This window comes from Asaccharospora irregularis DSM 2635 (assembly GCF_900129815.1).
Classification (GTDB): Bacteria; Bacillota; Clostridia; order Peptostreptococcales; family Peptostreptococcaceae; genus Asaccharospora; species Asaccharospora irregularis.
The window spans coordinates 50,566-70,992 of the sequence record NZ_FQWX01000011.1 but is presented as its reverse complement, the minus strand read 5'-3'; the positions used below and the strand labels follow the sequence as shown (position 1 = coordinate 70,992).

Here is a 20,427-nt window from a genome sequence, read left to right as displayed (position 1 = left end):
CCATTATCAGCGCCGCTTGCTTTAAAATATCATTTTCCATTTTTAATTGTTGATTTTCTTTTCTAAGTTTTATTAATTCATCTTCTTCTTCAGTTCTATTATCTTTAGCCTTAAACGAACCTGAGCCATTATAGTCGCTAACCCACTTATTCACAGTAGATCTAGCCACCTTATATTCTTTTACTATTTCATTAGGGCTTTTACCATTATTAACTAAAGTTACTATTTGCTTTTTAAACTCATAATTATATCTTTTAGACATGATAGACCTCCAATTTCCTTTTATCTATTATATCATGTCCGAATTTTTATTGTATAATTAAGTGTAACCTATCCAGTATGGTATGGCTCTAAAATAACTACTAATTCCATCGAATCCAATATTTTGTTTTTTATTTCAGGCATATTGTATTTTAAAAAACGCATTACTAAATCTGCATTATGAACAATAATTGTTTTATTACCTAAAAAATTTTTAAAATGAAAAGATATATCCTGTAAACTACCTGTACTTTCAAATAATTCTATACTCCCCTCATCTACCTTTACTGCTCCTACACCTATTATCTCTGACTTTTTTGGATCTAGTTCACTAGCTTCTATATCTAAAAAAACTATATTATCCAATATACTAAACATATTATCTTCTTTTTTTACATATACAGGACAATCCATAATTTATCTCCTTCTAATTTCTTTTAAACTATCATCTCTTTATATATTAACTTTACTATTAGAATTTTTAAAGTAAAATATGTGAATAATCTTAAGTGTAACTATTAAAAATATATTTAAAATACAAAGTACTTAAAATAAATCTTTGAGAGGTGATTTTGTGAAAAAGAGTAATACGAGAAACTATATCATAATAACTATTTTTACCTTAATGTTTGCAGTACTTGTAAGTACTAATTTTGACTTGCTAAGCAAATCAAAAACATTAATTTTCAATCCAAAACTTAGTACCCAAGAGTACAATTGGTATTTTAACCCTAGGGATGATGGCAAACAACCTGAGCCAATAAAGGAGGCTAATTTCTTTAAAAAGTACAACGCATACTATGTCGGTGATCCTAAAGAAAAAGTTTTATACTTATCTTTTGATGCTGGATATGAAAGCGGAAATACAGAAAAGATATTAGATACATTAAAAAAACATAATGCTCCTGCGCAGTTTTTTGTAGTCGAAAGCTACATAAAAAATAACCCTGAAATTATAAAACGTATGGAAAAAGAAGGACATCTAGTTTGTAATCATTCTAAAAATCATCCTTCTATGGCTAAAATAGTAGACTTTGAAAAATTTAAATCTGAAATTTCTTCTGTAGAGAATACCTATAAAAAGGTTACTGGAAAAAATATGCCTAAATATTTCAGACCTCCTATGGGAAAATTTAGTGAACAATCCTTAAAATATACTCAAGACTTAGGGTATAGCTCTATATTTTGGAGCTTTGCTTATGTAGACTGGTATGAAAACCAACAACCTACAGCTGAATATGCAAAAGAAAAAATTTACTCTAGAACGCATCCTGGTGCTATAGTTTTATTGCACCCAAATTCTAAGACTAATACGGAAATACTTGATGATGTTTTAACTCACTGGACTAAAGAAGGATACAAGCTTAAAACACTAGATTATCTAACAAAAAATAAATAGTTTATAAGGTATTATCTCAAATCAAACAATTAAAGGATAAGTTAAAGTCAATCACTTATCCTTTAATTGTAAAATTGTATATCTACAAAACTTCATGCATCTATAAGTAAATTTTTCCCAGCAAAATTTACTGTCCAGTACGGTTTGTATATGGTTTTGACTTCTTTTATACTAATATCCTGTATTTCTATTTTATCTGAATTTTTAAGTACACCACCTTTTCCCAAAAAATTAATTATTTGATTTTTTACAATTTCTATAACATAGTCATCTTTAGTTCTAGCCTTTCTTATACAACTTTTAGCTATATACCTCTTCCCTGTTATAGGAGGGCTTTCTATAGACTCAGAGTATCCATTATATGTATTTACAAGCATTATTATATTGTGCTTTTTTATACTATTTCTAAAGCAATTACTACTCTTTGACCTGCTAATTATTTCATAATTTAGAACCTTAAACTCTATATACTCTAGTTCTACATCTCTTATCCTTTTATTGAACTGAGATATTTTGCTCATTATAGGTACCTTTTTTGAAAAATACTTAATAGCTTCGTTTCTTTTTATTTTTATTTCTATAGCTTCAACTAACATGATTTTCCCCTCCTCTGATGAATTTCATCTTATAGTAAATTATATTAAATATATATCCATATTCATGTATGTACAATTAAAAAATGCATATCATAAATATTATATTTTTATTAAATATTAAATTTACATGGAGGTGTTTTCATGCCAAACTCTATAACTCATTATCTATTTGCAATGGATTGTTTAGATAATTTGCAGATAAAATCAGTAAAAGATATTATATCTAAGAATATGGACTTGTATATACTGGGATGCCAGGGCCCAAACTTTTTTACATACTATAGCTATATGCCGATTATATCTAAAAATAATATAGGAAATATGAGCGAGCTTATACATCGGAGAAATATAAATATTTTTTTGAAGAGGATGCTTTCCTATTCCACAAACAACAGTTATATAAAACATATATTTGATGACTCTAATTTTCATGAAATAACAATGTCTTATATATATGGTTTTTTATCACACTATATATTAGACAGGTCTATGCATCCGTATATATACAGTTTGCAATTTAACCTTAGAGATCAATATAAACTAAAATCTCCAAGGCTTTTGCATAAAAGTATTGAAACCCATATAGACTCTCTGCTCCTAAATAAATTTAAAAACCTAAAGCCATCACAATTTAATAAGCACACAGATATTAATCTTTCAAAAGATGAATTAATTATTATATGTGATATGTATAAATTTCTACTAAAAAGTGTATTCAATAAATCAATACTCTACGATGACGTAATTAAATGCATAGAAACATTTAAAAAAACAGAACAGTTGTTAAACTCAAGAGGTAATTTCTATTCTAGATTTTACCTTCTTATGAAAAAACGACTTTCTAAAAATAGTTATATAGACGGTAAAATCTACGCTGAACATAAGTATTGTGTAAATGATCTATTAAATGAAAATAAAAATACCTGGGAAAATCCATTTGATAATACTAAATCATCTTGTTCTCTATTAGAAATCTACGACAATAGTATAGGGTCATACTTAAAGCTAATAGAAACATTAGATTTATATCTATCAAATAAAAAAAGTATGATAGAATTACTCCTTGAGTTTAATGATAGATCATTTTTAACCGATCAAGATTGGAATATAAAATATATTAATATATAAAATTATAATTTAATAATTTTAGACTTATATGGCAAGAATAAATTAATAAAAATTTATCTTCTAAGGACTGATCATCATATGTTAAAAAAAATACTTTTTATTTTTATTACTGCTTTTTTACTAGTTGGCTTTTCATTTATAAATAATAATGATACTATCGCTACTATGTCAAATAGTATGTCCCTAAGAAAAAATACTGGTGCTAATAAAAGTTCACCTGATATAATATCTGTTTCACCATCAAAATGTCAACAGTATATAATCAGAAAGCCATCTATCCATATTAAGTATAAAGATGAAGACGGCATAGATACTTCATCTATAAAACTATTTGTCAACTATAAAGATGTCACTAAAGACTGTAAAATAACAAATGAAAAAATCCTATACACTCCAACAAAAAAATTTAAAAGAGGGAGTCAGATAGTAAAGTTCGAGGTTAGTGATGTTCTTAAAAATAAAAAAAGCTTTGAGTGGTACTTTACAGTTGGTACGCCTATTTATAATCATTATCGTGGTCTTTTACATGCTCATACCAGTGCAAGCGATGGCCATGGTACTTACTCGGATGCTTATTATATGGCACGAGAAAAAGCTAAATTGGATTTTTTTGCAATTACAGAACACTCTAATATGCTAGATAATTACCTAGATTGCTCTCTAGAAGATGCATCTGCAAGTTCTGAGTGGAACGACCTAATCAAAACTAGAAATAAATTTATACTAAATGAAAATTTTATAGCTTTAAGTGGATTTGAAATGACATATCCACATCATGTTCAAGATAATGTTGGCCATATAAATATATTTAATTCGAATGGATTTACATGTTCAGAACACCCAGATATGAATTTAGATAATTTTTACAAGTTGATATATAATCAAGATGGATTAATAGGTCAATTCAACCACCCGTGCGATGAATTTGGAACCTTTAATGATTTCAAGTATTCACCTTATGGTGATTCTGTAATCTCTTTGTTGGAAGTTGGAAATGGGTATAATCCAGATATAACTAAAAACAGGAAAGCCCATGATATGTATCAATATGCTTTAGACAAAGGTTGGCATCTAGCACCTACTTGTGGTCAAGATAATCACAGGATTGACTTTGGAGTCGCAAATGAATTTAGAACAGTTGTTTTGTCTACTGATTTGAGCAAAGATGCTATTTATGATTCTTTTAAAAAAATGAGAGTATACTCTACAGAAGATAAAAATATTAAAATAGACTATACTATAAACGATCTTCCCATAGGATCTACACTAAGAAATCCTTCAAAGCTTAATTTTTCTATATGTGCAATAGACAAAGATTATAATGATAAAGTCAAAGAAATACAGGTTATAAGCAATAAGGGCGAGATTGTAAAACGAAAAAAATATAACTCAAACCTCGCAAAATTAGAATTTACCTTAAAACCTGAAAAAAATAAATTTTATTATGTCAAAGTTATTCAAAATTTAAATAAGACCTCACTGAGCGCACCTATTTGGATAAAATAATAAATTAGCCCTAAAATTGATTACTTTCAATTTTAGGGCTAATCATTATTTATTATACCTAGACAAAGTTATCCAATCACTTTCTTTTTTATACCCTACACAATCATATATTTCTTTGTAATCCATACCATCATAAAATACACAAGGTCTTTTACCTTCGTCAATCAATTCTTTACTCAAAATATAAACCAAGTATTTAGACAATTTTACTCCCTTTTCATTATCACAAAATCCTAAATCTACCAACTCAGCTAAAAAACTAGTTTCTATTCCTGTTGAAACAGTAGTTATTATTTTGCCTTCTTCCTCTATAAAATAAACTCTGATTTTTCCATCTTCTAATTCAAGCTTTTTTTCCTCTATTGATTTTAACCCCATACTTCTACCTAGACCACCTAAAAAAATATATATACTTTCTATATCTTTGGCAGAGGCTCTTTTTATTTTATATTTACTAATATCTCCAAACTCTATATTTCTCGCTTCCTTTAATGTACAAAAACTTCTTTCTTTTTTATATTTAAGACTGTCATATCTCTCTAACAACCTATCGATTACACTTTTTTTGCCATCTATAATACTTACATTTAAACCTTCTATATGACATATCAACTCATCTATATCAAAATCATTTTTATAGCTATATATTGTTAACTTAGAATGCCTCTTTAAAATTACTGAAGTTATATCATTATCCTCAAGTTGCAACCATACACTTTGAAATTTATTGTTAAATCCATAGTTTTCTACATACCCTATTATAAATAAGTTTATAATCTCTTCATAAGATACATATTCCCAAAAACTTTTTTCTAAAAGATTATCTATTTTTACAATCAAAGTAGCTTCCTCCCTACATTATTAATAGCAAAATATTATTTTTGATTTCAGATATGATTTATAAAGTAGTAGCATTTATTTCATTATATAATCATTTTTTACCAAAGTCTTGTATTATTTCTCTAATATTAAATCCTTTTGAATAAGTATAGGAATTTGTACCTCAGTTATAAATTCATCAACTATTCCGGTCTCATGTATATCAATTTTATATATCTCTATAGGCTTTCCTTTTATTTTATAATTATTGTCATCTATAAACTTTAACATCCTCTTAATATGTTTTCTATTATCGTTATTACTTCCCTTATAGTTTAATGTCACAAAATATCCACCCTCAACAACTATATTGTATATATCTTCATCGTCTTCTAAAAAACAAAATACAGATTCAAATTCATTGAATACATCTCTTTTAATTGCCTCAATCGAAAAAAAAGAACCTATATTATTATTTCCTAAAATATTGAATCTATCTTCATATTCTTTTTGTAATTTTTGAATTAAAAAATCAAAGTCTTCATCTCTTTTTATATTTCCGTTTAACTTTATAGCCTTTCTCTTGTCTATATGTACTATTCTTATTTCTCCTAAGTTAGTATGTTCTACTACTTGTTTTATTGAACCTAGTCTTTTTATTATATTCTTCTTATGCTCTATAAGTTCTTCTATTTTTTGATCTATAAGCTTTATCTCCTCATTTAGTATCCTATTAGTCGATACTATGCTCCTATCGTCCAAATATTCTTTAATCTTTTTCATTGGGAAATTTAGGCTTCTAAGTTCTTTTATTAAATTTAGTCTCCATATGTCAGATATACTATACATCCTATATCCATTTGAATCTCTAAATGGTTTTATTATACCTAATTCCTCGTAATACATTAAGGAGTCTCTTCCTATTCCATAAATTTTTGATATTTCTCCAATTTTATAATAGTCTTTCATTGTAACCTCCTGATTTGAACCACTTATCCTTCAACATCTTCTACTCTAATATTATACCACAGGCGTATAATTGAACCTCTTTTTAAATTTTTTTATATTAATTGTTGACATTAGTATTATACCAAGGTTTATTATTTTTATTGAGGGAGTGATATAAATGGACAACAATATGTCGATTAACGAAAATTTAAGTTTGGGTAAAAGATTTATAAAATTTTTAGCGCCATCAGTGGTAGCAATGTGGATTTTCTCGCTATACACAATGGTTGATGGTATATTCGTAAGTAAGGGTGCTGGTGAATTGGCTCTTGCTGCAGTTAATATATCTATGCCCTTTATTAACTTTGTCTTTGCTACATCATTATTATTTTCAACAGGTGCATCAACTATAATAGCAATTTACTTAGGAAAAAAAGATATAAAATCAGCAAATGAAGCTTTTTCTTTAAATATAGCTACTATAACTATTTTGTCAGTTTTAATAGCATTGTTTTCGCTTTTAAACCTTGATAAAATAGCTATTTTCCTAGGGGCTACAGACTCTACATTTGAAATGATTAAGGATTATCTGAGTATAATTATATTATTCAACGGTTTCTTTATGGTGTCTTATTCTCTAGAGGTAATTGTAAAAACAGATGGGTTCCCATTCCTTGCAACTATTGGTGTCATAATATCTGCATTGGCTAATATAGCTTTAGACTACTTTTTCGTAATTGTGTTTGGTTGGGGCGTTAAAGGTGCAGCTATAGCAACGGGATTATCTCAAGTATTTTCTACTATTTTTTTCTTAGTACATTTTTTCAAAAAAAATTCTACGCTTAATTTTTCAAAATTCAAAATTAATTTTAAAGATTTAAAAAGAATTATATGTATAGGATTCCCAGATTCTATAACAGAATTAAGCGGAGGAATAGTAATTATGCTTTTCAACCAAAGTCTTTTAAAACACATTGGGGAAAGTGCTATAATCTCATATAGTGTTATATGCTATATAAATACACTAGTCCTTATGACTATGATAGGTATAACTCAGGGAATGCAACCTCTTTCTAGTTTTTATTATGGACGAGAGAATCTATATAATGTAAAAAAATTGCTAAAAATGGGTCTAAAAGCCGTAACATTTGCTTCAATTTTAACATTTATAATTTGTATGGTATTCACTAAACCTATAGTTTTTCTTTTCATAAACCCTATGGAAACAGAGCTATTTAAATACTCACTACACGTTTTTAGATTATTCTCTGTATCGTTTTTATTTTTAGGATACAATGTAATAATATCTGGTTTTTTCGCTTCAATAGAAAAACCAATACTATCTACTATAATATCTTTATCAAGAGGATTAGTGGTTATATCTATTAGCTTATTTGCTATGATTTTTATATTCGGAGGAGAAGGTATCTGGATAAGTACAGGAGTTTCTGAATTTATATGTATATTCATATCTCTTGTATTTTTAAAATCTAATCCTCTCCATGTTAAATCTAGTAATAAATCTAATAATGAATCTAATAATGAAAAACTTCAAGCCTTAAATAATTAATATTAACACCAAATAAATAGATTTAATTAATAAATCTAAAAAATAATGTAGTCAAATTTGACTACATTATTTTTTAGATTACTCTATTATTAAATGAGCATATCCATTGTCTACAACCTTACCTTTCTCAGTAAATGTTATAGGGCTTTTAAATATAGGTCCATTTATTACAAATGTGTGATATTCTCCATTTTCACCACATATATCCGCATCTGTTTCTTTTATTTTTAAAACAAGTTCTTCAGTAAGTTTTTTGCCTAAAAATTTGTGATCTAGATATTTTAAATTTACAGTTTTTATTACAGTTGTAAATCCTGTGTCTATAAATTCATATACTAATTTTTCCCTATTTTCTTTCCAAAGAGGAAATTTAGCTTTTATACCTACTGAAGTACATCTATCTATGTCCCAGTTCATATGCTCTTGTATATCTATATCTCCATAAGCGCATATAGTAGCTCCTAGTTCTTTTGCTTTGTGCAATGCCTCTTCAAATTTCGTCTCATACTCACTTACATTACATTCCACAGTTATTAACGGTATACTTAAACTCTCGCTCACTTTTAACAGCAATCCTTTTGTAAGACCATGCGTCCAAGACTTATCTTCTTCTTTCTTTATTGTAGTCAAAAGCGCCACTGGAATATAACCTAACTTTATCATTCTATATAAAGCTAAAATACTGTCTTTACCTCCACTAAAAGACATAACAAATTTTTCATTTATCAAATTCTGTACTCCTCTCTTCTTTTGTTATTATGTACTTGCCTAATTAACTATAAAAAAAGTCCCTATAACTAAAAGTATAACTCCTATGTACTTATACAAATGCATCTGAATTTGGCTTGTAAACAGGGCATCAATTAAAAATCCCACCAAAATTTGTGAAACAACTATCAATGTAAGTGTATTTGATACCCCTAAATTAGGGATTGCCTTTACTGTAAAGTATATTATACAACCTCCAAATATTCCACCCAATAATAGCTTGGGGCTTATATCTTTTAATGATAATAAATCATTGAAGTCCCCAATCAATAGTATGCTCATCAAAAAAAATATAGCTCCTATAACCAAGCTTATAAAGGTTGTAATCATAGGAGTTGTATTCTTACCTAATTCACCATTTATAAATGCTTCTAGAGCAGTTGACCCTCCTGCTAACAGCGCAAAAACAACACTCATTAACTTTGACACAAACACACCTCCAATACTCATTAATAAAGACTATGATACAACCCCTTTATTAATTACCTATAATAAATTAAAAGCCCCTAAACAAATGATTTAAAACCATAATGTAAGGGGCTTTTTGTATATATAATTTTATCTATCTATATACACTTATCTATCTATATACACTAGTATCTATATGTCTTTTATAAACCTGTTTTCCATTTTTATCATACCCTAGCAAATATGCATTTGCAACTCTACCACTAACATAACTTTTAGCCTCATAAGTTATCCCTTTTGTTGCATTCTTATTTGACCAAAATTCAATATATAACCTTCCTGATGATGTATACGCATTTATTACTAATGGATAATCATAGGTATTTATAAACTTATAATCAATGCTTCCACTTGCTAAAGTAGCATCTAATCCTCTTGGTACATAGCTGACTGGTTTTGAATGGTTGCTTCTCTCTGAAGGAAGTATACCTGCTTTTAATTGTGCATTGTACATAGTTGAAGAAACCTGACAAACACCTCCACCCAGTCCACTCTTTAATTGACCGTTTACTATAACTGGTGCACTTCTATATCCATTCTCCGCTGTAGTTGGTCCTATAGTATCTTCATATGAAAATTCCTCTCCAGGCATTATCAATAAGTTATCTAACTTACTTGATGCATTTTGTATGTTACTACCACGTGCCCCTCCTGTACCATAACCTGTAAAATAACTAGATATTTTTGTGTCTATACATTTTAAATCTTCAATATCTATATTAGGTGAGGTTTTAGAGTAATCTGCAACAACCTTTAAATTATTATTATCAAAATCAATATTTTCTAAAATATCCTTAATACCTAATATTAACTGTTTTTCATTTAAAGCTATGCCATCCTTCCCTTCTATAAGCTTTATACTACTACCATCTATCTTAACTTTTGGCTCAGTACTTTTATTATTGGTTTTAGTTGCTATATATTTTACTTCTTTATTTAGATTATCATTGTTTAGATGTAACTCTAGCTTATAATCTGTCTTTACATCTAACAAAATTATTCCAAATTCTTTTAAAATATTTCCACTATGCGTAGTAAGTTGCTTACATAAGTCTTTTTTATTACTTTTTTCCAATAAATTTCCTACAGTTATATAGTAATTCTCACCCCCTGCTTCTACACATATTTTTTTATCCTTTATTTTACTTTCAGCATCATCAAGAAATTTATACAACTCTTTTTCATTTAATTTTGCTACACTCTGATTATAAAATGATATATTTGGATATACTAGGCCTCTGTATTTTAATATAGTTAAAAACATAACCATAAATAAAAACATCAAAGCCACAATTGCTGCCAAAAGTTTTACTTTTCTTTTGCTAGAGTCCAATTCTACATCTGAATCTACATCCACATCTAAGTCTATATCTTCGTCCATTATATCTCCACCTTACTTTCTTTTAGTCAATAAATCTTATTAATTTAAATAAATATATATTCAACTAAATAGGTGACAGTATTGTAATACATATAAGTCTAAGAATTTATCAATCAGATTGATTTGTTAATACAACTGATTTATGGTAATATATTTTAATAGCAAATCGACTAAATAATATTATTGAAAATAGGTGATAACTTTGACAAAATTTAAATATTCATTTGATAATAAAAGATACCATACTTGGAATTACTATCTAAGAAATACATTCGGTGAAAAGGTATTTAAAGTGTCCATAAATGCAGGATTCACCTGCCCCAATATAGATGGAACAATAACTTCTGGTGGATGTACTTATTGCAGTAAAGAGGGCTCTGGCGATTTTGCTGGAAATCCTAAAGATAATTTAGTAAAACAGTTTTATGATATAAAAGAAATGATGCATAAAAAATGGCAAAATGCAAAATACATAGGATATTTTCAAGCCTATACAAATACTTATGCTCCTCTTGAAGTTCTTAAGGAAAAGTATGAAACTATCTTAGAACTTGATGATGTTATAGGCCTTTCTATATCTACAAGACCTGACTGTCTTGAAGACGATGTAGTTGAGTATCTGGGACAGCTAAACAAAAGAACAAACCTATGGGTAGAACTTGGTCTTCAAACCATACATGATTCTACATCTAAGATAATAAATAGAGGTCATGATTATAATACTTTTCTTGAAGGTTTGGAAAAATTAAAATCAAAAAATATCAAGACTGTTGTTCACATAATAAACGGTCTTCCTGGAGAAGACTATGAGATGATGATGGAAACTGCTAGAGCCGTAGCTAAAATGGATGTCGACGGCATAAAAATACATCTACTCCATGTAATAAAAGGTACTCCTATGGAAAAAATGTTAGAAAAAGGGATGATGAAACTAATGACACAAGATGAGTACGTAAATTTAGTTTGTGATCAATTAGAAATTCTTCCTGAAAATATGATAGTCCATAGGTTAACCGGTGATGGAAAAAGAGATGAATTAGTAGGACCTCTTTGGAGCCTAAAAAAGTGGGAAGTTCTCAATCAGATTGATGATACTCTAAAGGCTCGAAATTCTTATCAGGGTTGTAAATTTGAGCTATAATCTTTTTGAACTATAATAAGAGCCTATCTTGAGTAATTTATACTTTGAGATAGGCTCTTATTTCTATGTAATTAAACATAGGGGAGAGTTTTGAAAAATTTATTAAATATTAAATTGATTATAGCGCTTCGTGTAGTGTATTTTGTTCTATATCCTCACTTAGTAATGGTTCTTCTTGTTTAGAAGCCTTTACAGCTATAAGTGCTGATACCACCATAAATCCTAAACCAATTAGCTTGACAATTGAAAAATTTTCTCCTAGTACTGTCCACCCAATTAATACTGATGATATTAATTCTACTGATGCAATAACACCAGCTATAGATAATTCTACGCCTTTTGCCACTCCTTCAACATAGAATATATAAGCTAGTGCTGCGGGTACAATTCCCAGCACTAACATCCAAACTAATATTTTAGGGTTTAGAGAGTATTTTAACATTTCTAAAGGCTTTGCTAATGGCAACATAAATATTGAACCAAATAAAAAACCATATATTAAAATTGTTATACTTGAACACTCTTTCAAAATATTTTTACTTATTATAGGCATAAGCGCATATGTAATAGCAGCAGAAATACCTAATATTAGACCTAATCCATTCAATTTATCTACATCTAGTTTTCCACCTGTAACTGCCAACACAGCTCCTAAAAAGCAAAATCCTAAAGATACTATTTTTTGAATATTTATATTTTCTTTGTAAAATACTTTTGAAAATACAGTCAAAAATAGTGGTGATGTATATAGTAGCACTGCTGATATGCATACCCCAACGCTATTAATAGCCTTGAAATAACATAAATTAAAAAGTCCTTGGCATACAATACCAATCATAATAGAGTAAATAATTCCCTTTTTACTTATTTTAAGTGCACTTGGGTTCTTAACAATACTGTATATAGTCAGTACCAAAAAACCTAAAAACAATCTTGTAAAAGCTACTTGTTCTGGTGTAAGATTATACCCCATCAAAACATTTCCAAATAGTCCTAAAGTACTCCACAATAATCCTGCAATGCAAATGAAAATATAACCTTTTTTCTTTTCCATAATATATTACCCCTCTTATGCAAATTTCATATTTTTATAATATAATTTCCATATTTAAGTAAAGCAATTACCATGCCAGATTTTTAATAATTAAAATGCTGACTTCATTTTGTATATAGTCATTGAAATTCCAATATATCTATCAATAAATATAAATACATTTTCTAAGACTTAAATTAATTATAAATATTATAAGTTGAATTAGACTTATACTCACTATATAATAAGTTATAAATGACTTATTATATAGTTTTATCTTAACTTATAAGATATTTAATATGGTTTTACTAATTTCCCGAGTCATAAATAACTCATAATTATTTGTACAATCATTATTTATAATTAAATACTCTATTTATATTTACTTTTAAGAATTTACATATTAAACAAGGGGGGGAGTCTGATTGGTTAAAGATTTGGATTTTTATAAAAAAATCTCTGAGGCATCTCATGATGAAATCTGTGTATCTGACAATAAGGGCACTATAATATACTGTAATAAATCATTTGAACAAAACTACGGTATTAAAAGAAAGGATATTATAGGTAAAAATGTATCATTTCTTATGGACTCTGGGTATGCAACTAAAAGCCCTATACCAGAAGTTATAAAAACTAAGTGTAAGGTTTCTTTAGAACAAGATACTTTAGCTGGTAAAAAACTCATAATAACTGCAACACCTACATTTGATTCCTCTGGAAACCTAGAGTATGTAGTAGAAAACTGCAGGGATATAACTGAGTTGAATAATATAAAAAATACACTAGAGGACACTAAAAAACAGGTCAAAAGATATAAATCTGAAGTTGAAACACTTTATAGAACAACTTTAAAAATTGAAGATACTGTCATTATGAATGGTAGTGCAATGAAGCCTATTATTGATATAGTAAAAAATGTATCTAAAACAAATGTAAGTATACTTATACTCGGTGAATCTGGTACAGGAAAAAGTTCTTTAGCAAGACACATACACTATAATAGCAAAAGATCTAATGGACCTTTTATAACTATAAACTGCAATACAATTTCTCCTCATTTGCTTGAATCAGAACTTTTTGGATATACATCAGGAGCCTTTACAGGTGCAAATTCCAAAGGTAAAGTCGGTCTTATAGAGTTGGCTGATGGAGGCACATTGTTTTTAGATGAGATAGGAGACATACCAAAAGATTTACAAGCTAAGTTTTTACAGTTAATCCAGGATAAAACTTTTATCCCTGTAGGAAGTCTCAAAGAAAAAAAGGTTGATATAAGAATAATTTCAGCTACTAATGTAAACCTACTAGATAAAGTTAATAGTAGGGCATTTAGGGAAGATCTTTATTATAGATTAAATGTAATCGAATTAAACCTACCACCTCTTAGGGATCGTAAAGAAAATTTAGTGGAACTTATAAAATATTATTTTAAAAGATACTGTATAAATTTTAATGAGCACAAAACATTATCTAAAGAGGCAATAGATGTGATATCAAAATATAAATTTCCTGGAAATATAAGAGAACTTCAAAATATCATACAAAACATTATACTTACTTGCAACAATAACTATATTGATGTTGACAGTTTACCCAAGTTCTTACTTAAATCTAGCAAAAATAATTTTTCCAACTCAGATAGTACAAGTTGTAACAATCAAGACTCCAAAAAAAGTTTTGATTGTATGATTGAAGAATGTGAAAAGAATATAATCATCAATTCTTATAATAAACTCAAAAGTTCTTATAAAGTGGCCAAAGACCTTAACATATCACAGTCTAAAGCTAACAGGTTAATAAGAAAATATACTAAAAATATATAATTTGTAAATATTTATATATTGTAAAACCAGATATTTACTGATAATATATACTTAGTTTCCAAATATTCGGAAATTATCCAATATAACTTTGGTTTAATCTAAATTTTACGAGGTGCAAATATGTTAATGGGTACTCACTTTATAATAGCTAAATCTGTTGTAGATAGTATAGATAGCAATAAATCATTTTTTATTAGTGAAAAAAATTTTATATATGGAAATATAAAGCCAGATGCGGTATCAAAGTATGTTCTAAAAAAACATTATATGAAAGAATCTTTCGATATGATTTTAGACAAAATAAAATATTTATGTAGTCTTACTTTAGACTATGTTTCTAAATATTTTTCAATAAGCAAATTAAGTCAGGAATTAGGTGTAATATGTCATTTTTTGTGCGATTTTTTCTGCGTAGCGCACAGCCAGCGTTGGGAATTCAAACACAGCATGGGTAAACATGTAATCTATGAACGTGAATTAGCCTCAGCTGCAAAAGAAGAAAAATTATATAAGTTCAAAGGTGATTATATAGGAACTAGCCTAGAAAAATTTTTCAAGGATATGTTTGATGAATACACAAAAGAGCTAAGTTGCAAAAACGATTTACTATTTTCTACTTATATATGTAATAGCATCACAAATTATATACTAGACAATATACTGTCTAATACCGTTGCCTCATACAAGATCGCAGCCTGCTTTTAATACTAAAATCAAAAGGTATAGATTAAGAGTTAAACCTCTTTGTCTATACCTTTATTGTTGCTTTTTCTATTAAACTTTTAGTGTCATTCTATTTTTAAATTTATCTCTAATGTTACTTACAGTTTATTTTTTCTATTATATCTATAGCACTACTCACATTGTCCACTAAGTAGTTTGCACTACCTCTAACATCTTCCCTAGCTGTTGACATAGCAAAGCTGTGTTTTACTCCTTCTAACATACATATATCATTAGGAGAATCTCCCATAGTGGCTATTTCTTCTAAATTGGCTCCTAGTCTATCGCATACAAACTTTATTGCATTTATTTTCGATGCTCCTTTTGGAACTATATTTAAAGTAGTAGAACTAGAAAAATATATATCTACAACCTCATTAAATTCGCTCTTTAAATATAATTCTATCCTAATTAACTCTTCTTCACTTTCACAGGCAATACCTATATTTCCTATTAAGTTATCGAAACTTTCTCTTTTTATAAAATCAGGATCCACTAAAAAATCTTTAGTAAATTTTACAAATGGGTTGTTTTTATCATCTAATAAAATTATTTTTCCATCGTGTTTAAAGTAAATTTTAGCATCATCAGACTCAAATCTTGCTATAATTTTTTTTGCTAAGTTATCGGAAATTGTCTCCTTAAAAATCATATTTCCATCTTTATCATATACAAAAGATCCATTTTCACATATATAATAGCCGTTCATATCTAGATTATTTTTTATAATATTATTAGCCTGTTTAAATACTCTACCTGTAGCAACGTGGAATACAATATCTTGTTTTTCTATTCTTTCAATAGCTAAAATATCTTCTTTTTTTATACCATTTTCATACAAAGTTCCATCTAAATCACAAAATATATGTTTTATCATAAATTTACCCCCTATCTATAATTCTAATAAGAGTATTCTAAGCTCATTAAGCGCTTCCTTAGCTGCCCTCTGTCTAACTTTAAATCTATTTCCACTCAGATTAAGTTTTTTTACCTTAGTTTTTCCATTTATGCATACTCCTATATATACAAGTCCAACAGGTTTTTCATCAGTTCCTCCTCCAGGTCCTGCTACCCCTGTTGTAGACACACCTACATTGGTATTAAATTTTTTACAAACTCCTTGTGCCATCTCTATTGCTGTTTCTTCACTTACTGCACCAAATTTGTCTAGGGTTTCCTTTTTTACTCCTAGTCTTTCCATCTTAGCCTCATTTGAATACGTTATCAGCCCTTCCATAAATACAGATGATATTCCTGGATAATTTATAAGTGATGCTGACACCATCCCTCCAGTACAAGATTCAGCTACTGCTATTTTTAAATTTTTTTCTACGAGAATTTTTGAAACGACTTCATCTAAAGAAGTATCTCCTTCTCCATATATATACTTACCTACCCTAGTTCTTATAGATTCTTCCATCGGCCCTATTAATTTTGTAGCTTCTTCACTACTCTTCGCCTTTGCAGTTATCCTAAGTGTTACTTCCATATCACTTGCGTATGGCGCAACAGTTGGGTTGGTTTGCCCTTTTATTACGTCCAATAGCTCTGTCTCCAATTTAGATTCGCCTATTCCATATAATCTCAAAGTTTTTGATACTAAAATATCTTCTGTTAAATTTTCTAAGTATGGTCTTACACTTTCTTCAAACATAGCGACCATCTCTCTAGGTGGTCCAGGTAAAACTATTATAGTCTTGTTATCCTTTTTAAAAATTGCACCAGGCGCTGTTCCATTGTTATTTTTAAGTATAGTGGCCTCTTTTGGGAAATATGCTTGTCTTTTATTATTTTCAGTTGGAGATTTATCCAACTTACTCATAAATTCTCTTATTTCATCCCATGATTTTTGATTGAGCTCCATTTTTTGTCCAAAGTACTTTGCTGCAACTTCTTTAGTTATATCATCAAGAGTGGGACCTAGCCCTCCTGTAGTAATCACTAAATCACTTCTCTTTAAACTCTCACCAAACGCCTCTAAAAGCCTGTCTTCGTTATCTCCAACGCTACCCTGGTAGTAAACTTCTATACCTAGTAATGCTAACTCTCTTGCTAAATATCTAGAATTTGTGTTTACTATATCTCCTAGTAATATTTCTGTTCCTACTGTTATTATTTCTGCTCTCATTCTATCACTCCTCTATATACCATTTTAAACCATTTATCGAATTTAATATAATATTTTTGTAATTATTAATATAAAAAACCACTGTTGACTTAAACTAGGGCATTAGTGGTACTTTATATTAATTCTTATGATTAATATAATTGTTAGTATAGAAGTTCCCTTAAATACTTCAAATTGGCTGACTTTTTATAGTACTCCATTTAATCAGGATTTTAATTACTACTAAGTTTTTAAACCTTTGTCTCCTTAGTATTATCAAAAATCCAGCCAATAAAACTTTAAAACATAAATCTTGTTTAAATATACAATTTAAAAATAGGAGTGATAATATGAAGATAGCGATTTTGATGGGTGGAATTTCATCTGAAAGAGAAATATCCCTAAAATCTGGAGAAGGAATATACAGCTCTATAGATAAAGAAAAGTACGATGTAGTAAAAGTGATTATTGACGATAAAAAAGATATATTTAAAAAACTAACACCAGATATAGATTTTGCCTTTCTTGCATTACACGGCAAATTTGGAGAAGATGGATGCGTGCAATCAATACTAGAAGCCATGGATATTCCTTACTCTGGTTGTGGCCCACTTTCAAGTGGTATGTGCATGGATAAAAATATCACTAAAAAACTTCTAAGAGACTCTAACATACCAACCGCAGATTGGACAGTAGTAAAATCTATAGATCAAATAAACTATAAAAAAATCGATGATATAGGATATCCAGTATTTATAAAACCAAACTCTGGCGGGTCAAGTGTTGCAACATTTCTTATATCCTCTAAAGAAGAAGTAAAAAATGCGGTTAGTGAAGTTTTAAAAGTCGATGAGTTTGCTATGATAGAAAAATATATACCGGGAGGCGAATATACTTCATTTGTATTAAATGGAGAGGTCTTCCCTACTATCTCAATAAAATCAAACTCAGATTTTTTTGATTTTACCTCTAAATATTCAACTACTAACGGAGCTATAGAAGAAGTAGTATATTTAGAAAAAGAACTTCAAGATAAAATAAATCAAATATCTAAAACATGTTGGGATATTTTTAATTGCAAAGCTTATGTAAGAATTGATATTATTATAAGTAATAATACTCCTTATGTATTAGAACTTAATACACTTCCAGGTATGACACAAACAAGCTTAATCCCAAGAAGTGCTTTAGCAAAAAAAATGGAATTTAGCGAACTAATAGACAAAATAATAGAATACTCACTAAATTAACATTTATAAATATGAGGTGATAAATTGATATTTTCAAATATAGAGCTAGATAAAAGTAAGCCCATTTATATACAAATCAAACAATATATAAGCGACATGATTTCAAGAGGATTGGTCCCAAATAACAGCAAGCTCCCTTCTACAAGGGAGCTTAGCCGCATTTTGAACATCAGTAGAAATTCGGTAGTACTCGCCTACGAAGAGTTAAAATCAGATGGATTAATATATTCAGTAAACGGAAAAGGTACATTTGTAAACTCTAAAAAATCTATTTCATCTACACCATGGCATATTGATTGGGACGGTACAGAAAACAATTACTCTAAAATTGCAAATAAACTAGATATAGTAAAAAATGAAATTCCATGGAGTTCTGATGTGATATCATTTAAAAGTATTTCTCCTGATGGAGAACTCTTTGATATAGATGAACTAAAAAAATCATTTTTAAATAGGATTTCTATTGAAGGTCATAAGCTCCTTAATTATGGATATGCAAAAGGATACAAACCCCTTATTGACTACCTGCTTAACTATATGAATAAAAAGGGTGTAGACACTTGTAATAAAGATATCCTAATTACCAACGGATTTACTGAGGGGTTTGACCTTATATTGTCATCTTTTATTAATCCAGGTGATTATATTATCTGCGAAAACCCAACCCACAACACTGCTATAAAAATAATGAGAGCTAAAGGTATAAACATTATAGGGGTAGATATAAATGAAAACGGATTAGATTTTAATATGTTAAAGAAAAAATTAGATTTATATAAAAATAAAATAAAATTTTCTTATATAACACCCTCTTATCATAATCCTACAGGTATTGTGATGGACCCTGATGATAGATATAAATTTTATAATCTTATGAAAGAAAACAATATTGCTGTAATAGAAGATGGATTTAATGAAGAACTTCTCTACTCTAGTTCTCATATATTTCCCATTTGTTCTTTAGATAATTTAAATAATGGTGTACTGTATATAGGGAGCTTTTCTAAAATATTATTCCCTGGAATTAGGATAGGGTGGATTCTTGCCGATAAAAATGTAATAAACAAATTAGAAAGCGTTAAGAGATGTAAAAATATACACTCATCATTTTTAGATCAAGGGATCCTTTATGATTACCTAAGTAACGGTGGTTTCGATAAGTATGTAAAAAAAATCAGGAAGTTCTACGGAGACAAATTTAATTTTGCCCATGAATGTGTAAAAAAATATATCCCCAATAAATATATACTTGGCGATGGCGGGCTACATATTTTTATAAAACTAAAAAATATAGATTCTAGAGAACTATTGAGAAAATGTTATAAAAAAGGTGTTATATTCATGCCCGGAGATATATTTTTTGTAGATGAAAGCGGTTATGATACTCTAAGATTAGGATTTTCTAGACTATCAACTGAATCTATCGAAAATGGAATAAATATAATAGGCTCTGTTATAAAACAAATGGAAGATATCTAAATTTAATACTAATTTTAAAAGGCT

19 protein-coding genes and 1 pseudogene are annotated in these 20,427 nt (G+C 28.6%); 9 read left to right on the top strand and 11 right to left on the bottom strand.

The features are described from left to right. Together BUB34_RS06475 and BUB34_RS06470 are read right to left on the bottom strand one after the other, a co-directional pair. A pseudogene (locus tag BUB34_RS06475) lies at nt 1-262 on the bottom strand (transposase); the annotation flags it as partial. A 68-nt stretch (nt 263-330) separates the two neighbouring features. Continuing rightward, nucleotides 331-675, bottom strand: coding sequence for a PolC-type DNA polymerase III domain-containing protein (locus tag BUB34_RS06470; protein WP_073125626.1), 345 nt, complete (start codon nt 673-675; stop codon nt 331-333). Between the two features lie 160 nt (nt 676-835). On the opposite strand from BUB34_RS06470, the gene pdaA reads away from it, so the two are divergent. Then, nucleotides 836-1,660 (top strand): delta-lactam-biosynthetic de-N-acetylase, encoded by an 825-nt coding sequence (pdaA, locus tag BUB34_RS06465; RefSeq protein WP_073125621.1) that lies wholly within the window; start codon nt 836-838, stop codon nt 1,658-1,660. Nucleotides 1,661-1,752: 92 nt separating this feature from the next. Here pdaA and BUB34_RS06460 read toward each other — a convergent pair whose 3' ends face one another. Further along, entirely contained in the window at nt 1,753-2,256 is a 504-nt protein-coding gene (locus tag BUB34_RS06460) for a hypothetical protein (RefSeq protein ID WP_073125617.1), read from the bottom strand. Nucleotides 2,257-2,397: 141 nt separating this feature from the next. Between BUB34_RS06460 and BUB34_RS06455 the strand changes: the two genes are divergently transcribed. Together BUB34_RS06455 and BUB34_RS06450 are read left to right on the top strand one after the other, a co-directional pair. Beyond that, entirely contained in the window at nt 2,398-3,384 is a 987-nt protein-coding gene (locus tag BUB34_RS06455) for a zinc dependent phospholipase C family protein (RefSeq protein ID WP_073125614.1), read from the top strand. A gap of 78 nt (nt 3,385-3,462) precedes the next feature. Next, nucleotides 3,463-4,890: a CehA/McbA family metallohydrolase gene (locus BUB34_RS06450; protein ID WP_073125611.1), complete on the top strand. Its 1,428-nt coding sequence runs from the start codon at nt 3,463-3,465 to the stop codon at nt 4,888-4,890. 45 nt (nt 4,891-4,935) lie between these two features. Here the strand turns inward: BUB34_RS06450 and BUB34_RS06445 are convergent, their stop codons facing one another. Both BUB34_RS06445 and BUB34_RS06440 read right to left on the bottom strand, forming a co-directional pair. After that, nucleotides 4,936-5,730, bottom strand: coding sequence for a hypothetical protein (locus tag BUB34_RS06445; RefSeq protein ID WP_073125609.1), 795 nt, complete (start codon nt 5,728-5,730; stop codon nt 4,936-4,938). 114 nt (nt 5,731-5,844) lie between these two features. Then, nucleotides 5,845-6,678 (bottom strand): MerR family transcriptional regulator, encoded by an 834-nt coding sequence (locus BUB34_RS06440; RefSeq protein ID WP_073125605.1) that lies wholly within the window; start codon nt 6,676-6,678, stop codon nt 5,845-5,847. A 157-nt stretch (nt 6,679-6,835) separates the two neighbouring features. Here BUB34_RS06440 and BUB34_RS06435 point away from each other — a divergent pair, with 157 nt between their 5' ends. Beyond that, nucleotides 6,836-8,227, top strand: a complete 1,392-nt coding sequence (locus tag BUB34_RS06435; protein WP_073125602.1) for an MATE family efflux transporter — start codon at nt 6,836-6,838, stop codon at nt 8,225-8,227. A 78-nt stretch (nt 8,228-8,305) separates the two neighbouring features. Here the strand turns inward: BUB34_RS06435 and BUB34_RS06430 are convergent, their stop codons facing one another. From BUB34_RS06430 to BUB34_RS06420, 3 genes are all read right to left on the bottom strand, one after another. Then, nucleotides 8,306-8,956: a Dph6-related ATP pyrophosphatase gene (locus tag BUB34_RS06430; protein WP_200787869.1), complete on the bottom strand. Its 651-nt coding sequence runs from the start codon at nt 8,954-8,956 to the stop codon at nt 8,306-8,308. Between the two features lie 39 nt (nt 8,957-8,995). Continuing rightward, nucleotides 8,996-9,424 (bottom strand): DMT family transporter, encoded by a 429-nt coding sequence (locus BUB34_RS06425; RefSeq protein WP_073125599.1) that lies wholly within the window; start codon nt 9,422-9,424, stop codon nt 8,996-8,998. A gap of 151 nt (nt 9,425-9,575) precedes the next feature. Further along, complete coding sequence (locus BUB34_RS06420; protein ID WP_073125596.1) at nt 9,576-10,844, bottom strand: VanW family protein; 1,269 nt, start codon at nt 10,842-10,844, stop codon at nt 9,576-9,578. A 202-nt stretch (nt 10,845-11,046) separates the two neighbouring features. Between BUB34_RS06420 and BUB34_RS06415 the strand changes: the two genes are divergently transcribed. Continuing rightward, the gene (locus BUB34_RS06415; RefSeq protein WP_073125592.1) at nt 11,047-11,985 is read left to right on the top strand and encodes a TIGR01212 family radical SAM protein; all 939 of its coding nucleotides are present in this window, start codon (nt 11,047-11,049) and stop codon (nt 11,983-11,985) included. A gap of 118 nt (nt 11,986-12,103) precedes the next feature. On the opposite strand, the gene BUB34_RS06410 is transcribed toward BUB34_RS06415, so the two are convergent. Continuing rightward, nucleotides 12,104-13,039 carry a DMT family transporter gene (locus BUB34_RS06410; RefSeq protein WP_242948839.1) on the bottom strand — a complete coding sequence of 312 codons (936 nt, stop codon included), beginning with the start codon at nt 13,037-13,039 and terminating at the stop codon, nt 12,104-12,106. Between the two features lie 404 nt (nt 13,040-13,443). Here BUB34_RS06410 and BUB34_RS06405 point away from each other — a divergent pair, with 404 nt between their 5' ends. Next, nucleotides 13,444-14,844 (top strand): sigma-54 interaction domain-containing protein, encoded by a 1,401-nt coding sequence (locus BUB34_RS06405; RefSeq protein WP_073125584.1) that lies wholly within the window; start codon nt 13,444-13,446, stop codon nt 14,842-14,844. A 120-nt stretch (nt 14,845-14,964) separates the two neighbouring features. Further along, the gene (locus BUB34_RS06400; protein ID WP_073125581.1) at nt 14,965-15,549 is read left to right on the top strand and encodes a zinc dependent phospholipase C family protein; all 585 of its coding nucleotides are present in this window, start codon (nt 14,965-14,967) and stop codon (nt 15,547-15,549) included. Nucleotides 15,550-15,661: 112 nt separating this feature from the next. Here the strand turns inward: BUB34_RS06400 and BUB34_RS06395 are convergent, their stop codons facing one another. Both BUB34_RS06395 and BUB34_RS06390 read right to left on the bottom strand, forming a co-directional pair. Next, the gene (locus BUB34_RS06395) at nt 15,662-16,444 is read right to left on the bottom strand and encodes a Cof-type HAD-IIB family hydrolase (protein ID WP_073125577.1); all 783 of its coding nucleotides are present in this window, start codon (nt 16,442-16,444) and stop codon (nt 15,662-15,664) included. A 15-nt stretch (nt 16,445-16,459) separates the two neighbouring features. Continuing rightward, entirely contained in the window at nt 16,460-17,695 is a 1,236-nt protein-coding gene (locus BUB34_RS06390; RefSeq protein WP_073125574.1) for a competence/damage-inducible protein A, read from the bottom strand. Between the two features lie 329 nt (nt 17,696-18,024). Here BUB34_RS06390 and BUB34_RS06385 point away from each other — a divergent pair, with 329 nt between their 5' ends. Next, the gene (locus BUB34_RS06385; protein WP_073125571.1) at nt 18,025-18,924 is read left to right on the top strand and encodes a D-alanine--D-alanine ligase; all 900 of its coding nucleotides are present in this window, start codon (nt 18,025-18,027) and stop codon (nt 18,922-18,924) included. 24 nt (nt 18,925-18,948) lie between these two features. Continuing rightward, on the top strand, nt 18,949-20,403 hold the full coding sequence (locus tag BUB34_RS06380; RefSeq protein WP_073125568.1) for an aminotransferase-like domain-containing protein: 1,455 nt from the start codon (nt 18,949-18,951) through the stop codon (nt 20,401-20,403). The last annotated feature ends 24 nt before the right edge of the window (nt 20,404-20,427 follow it).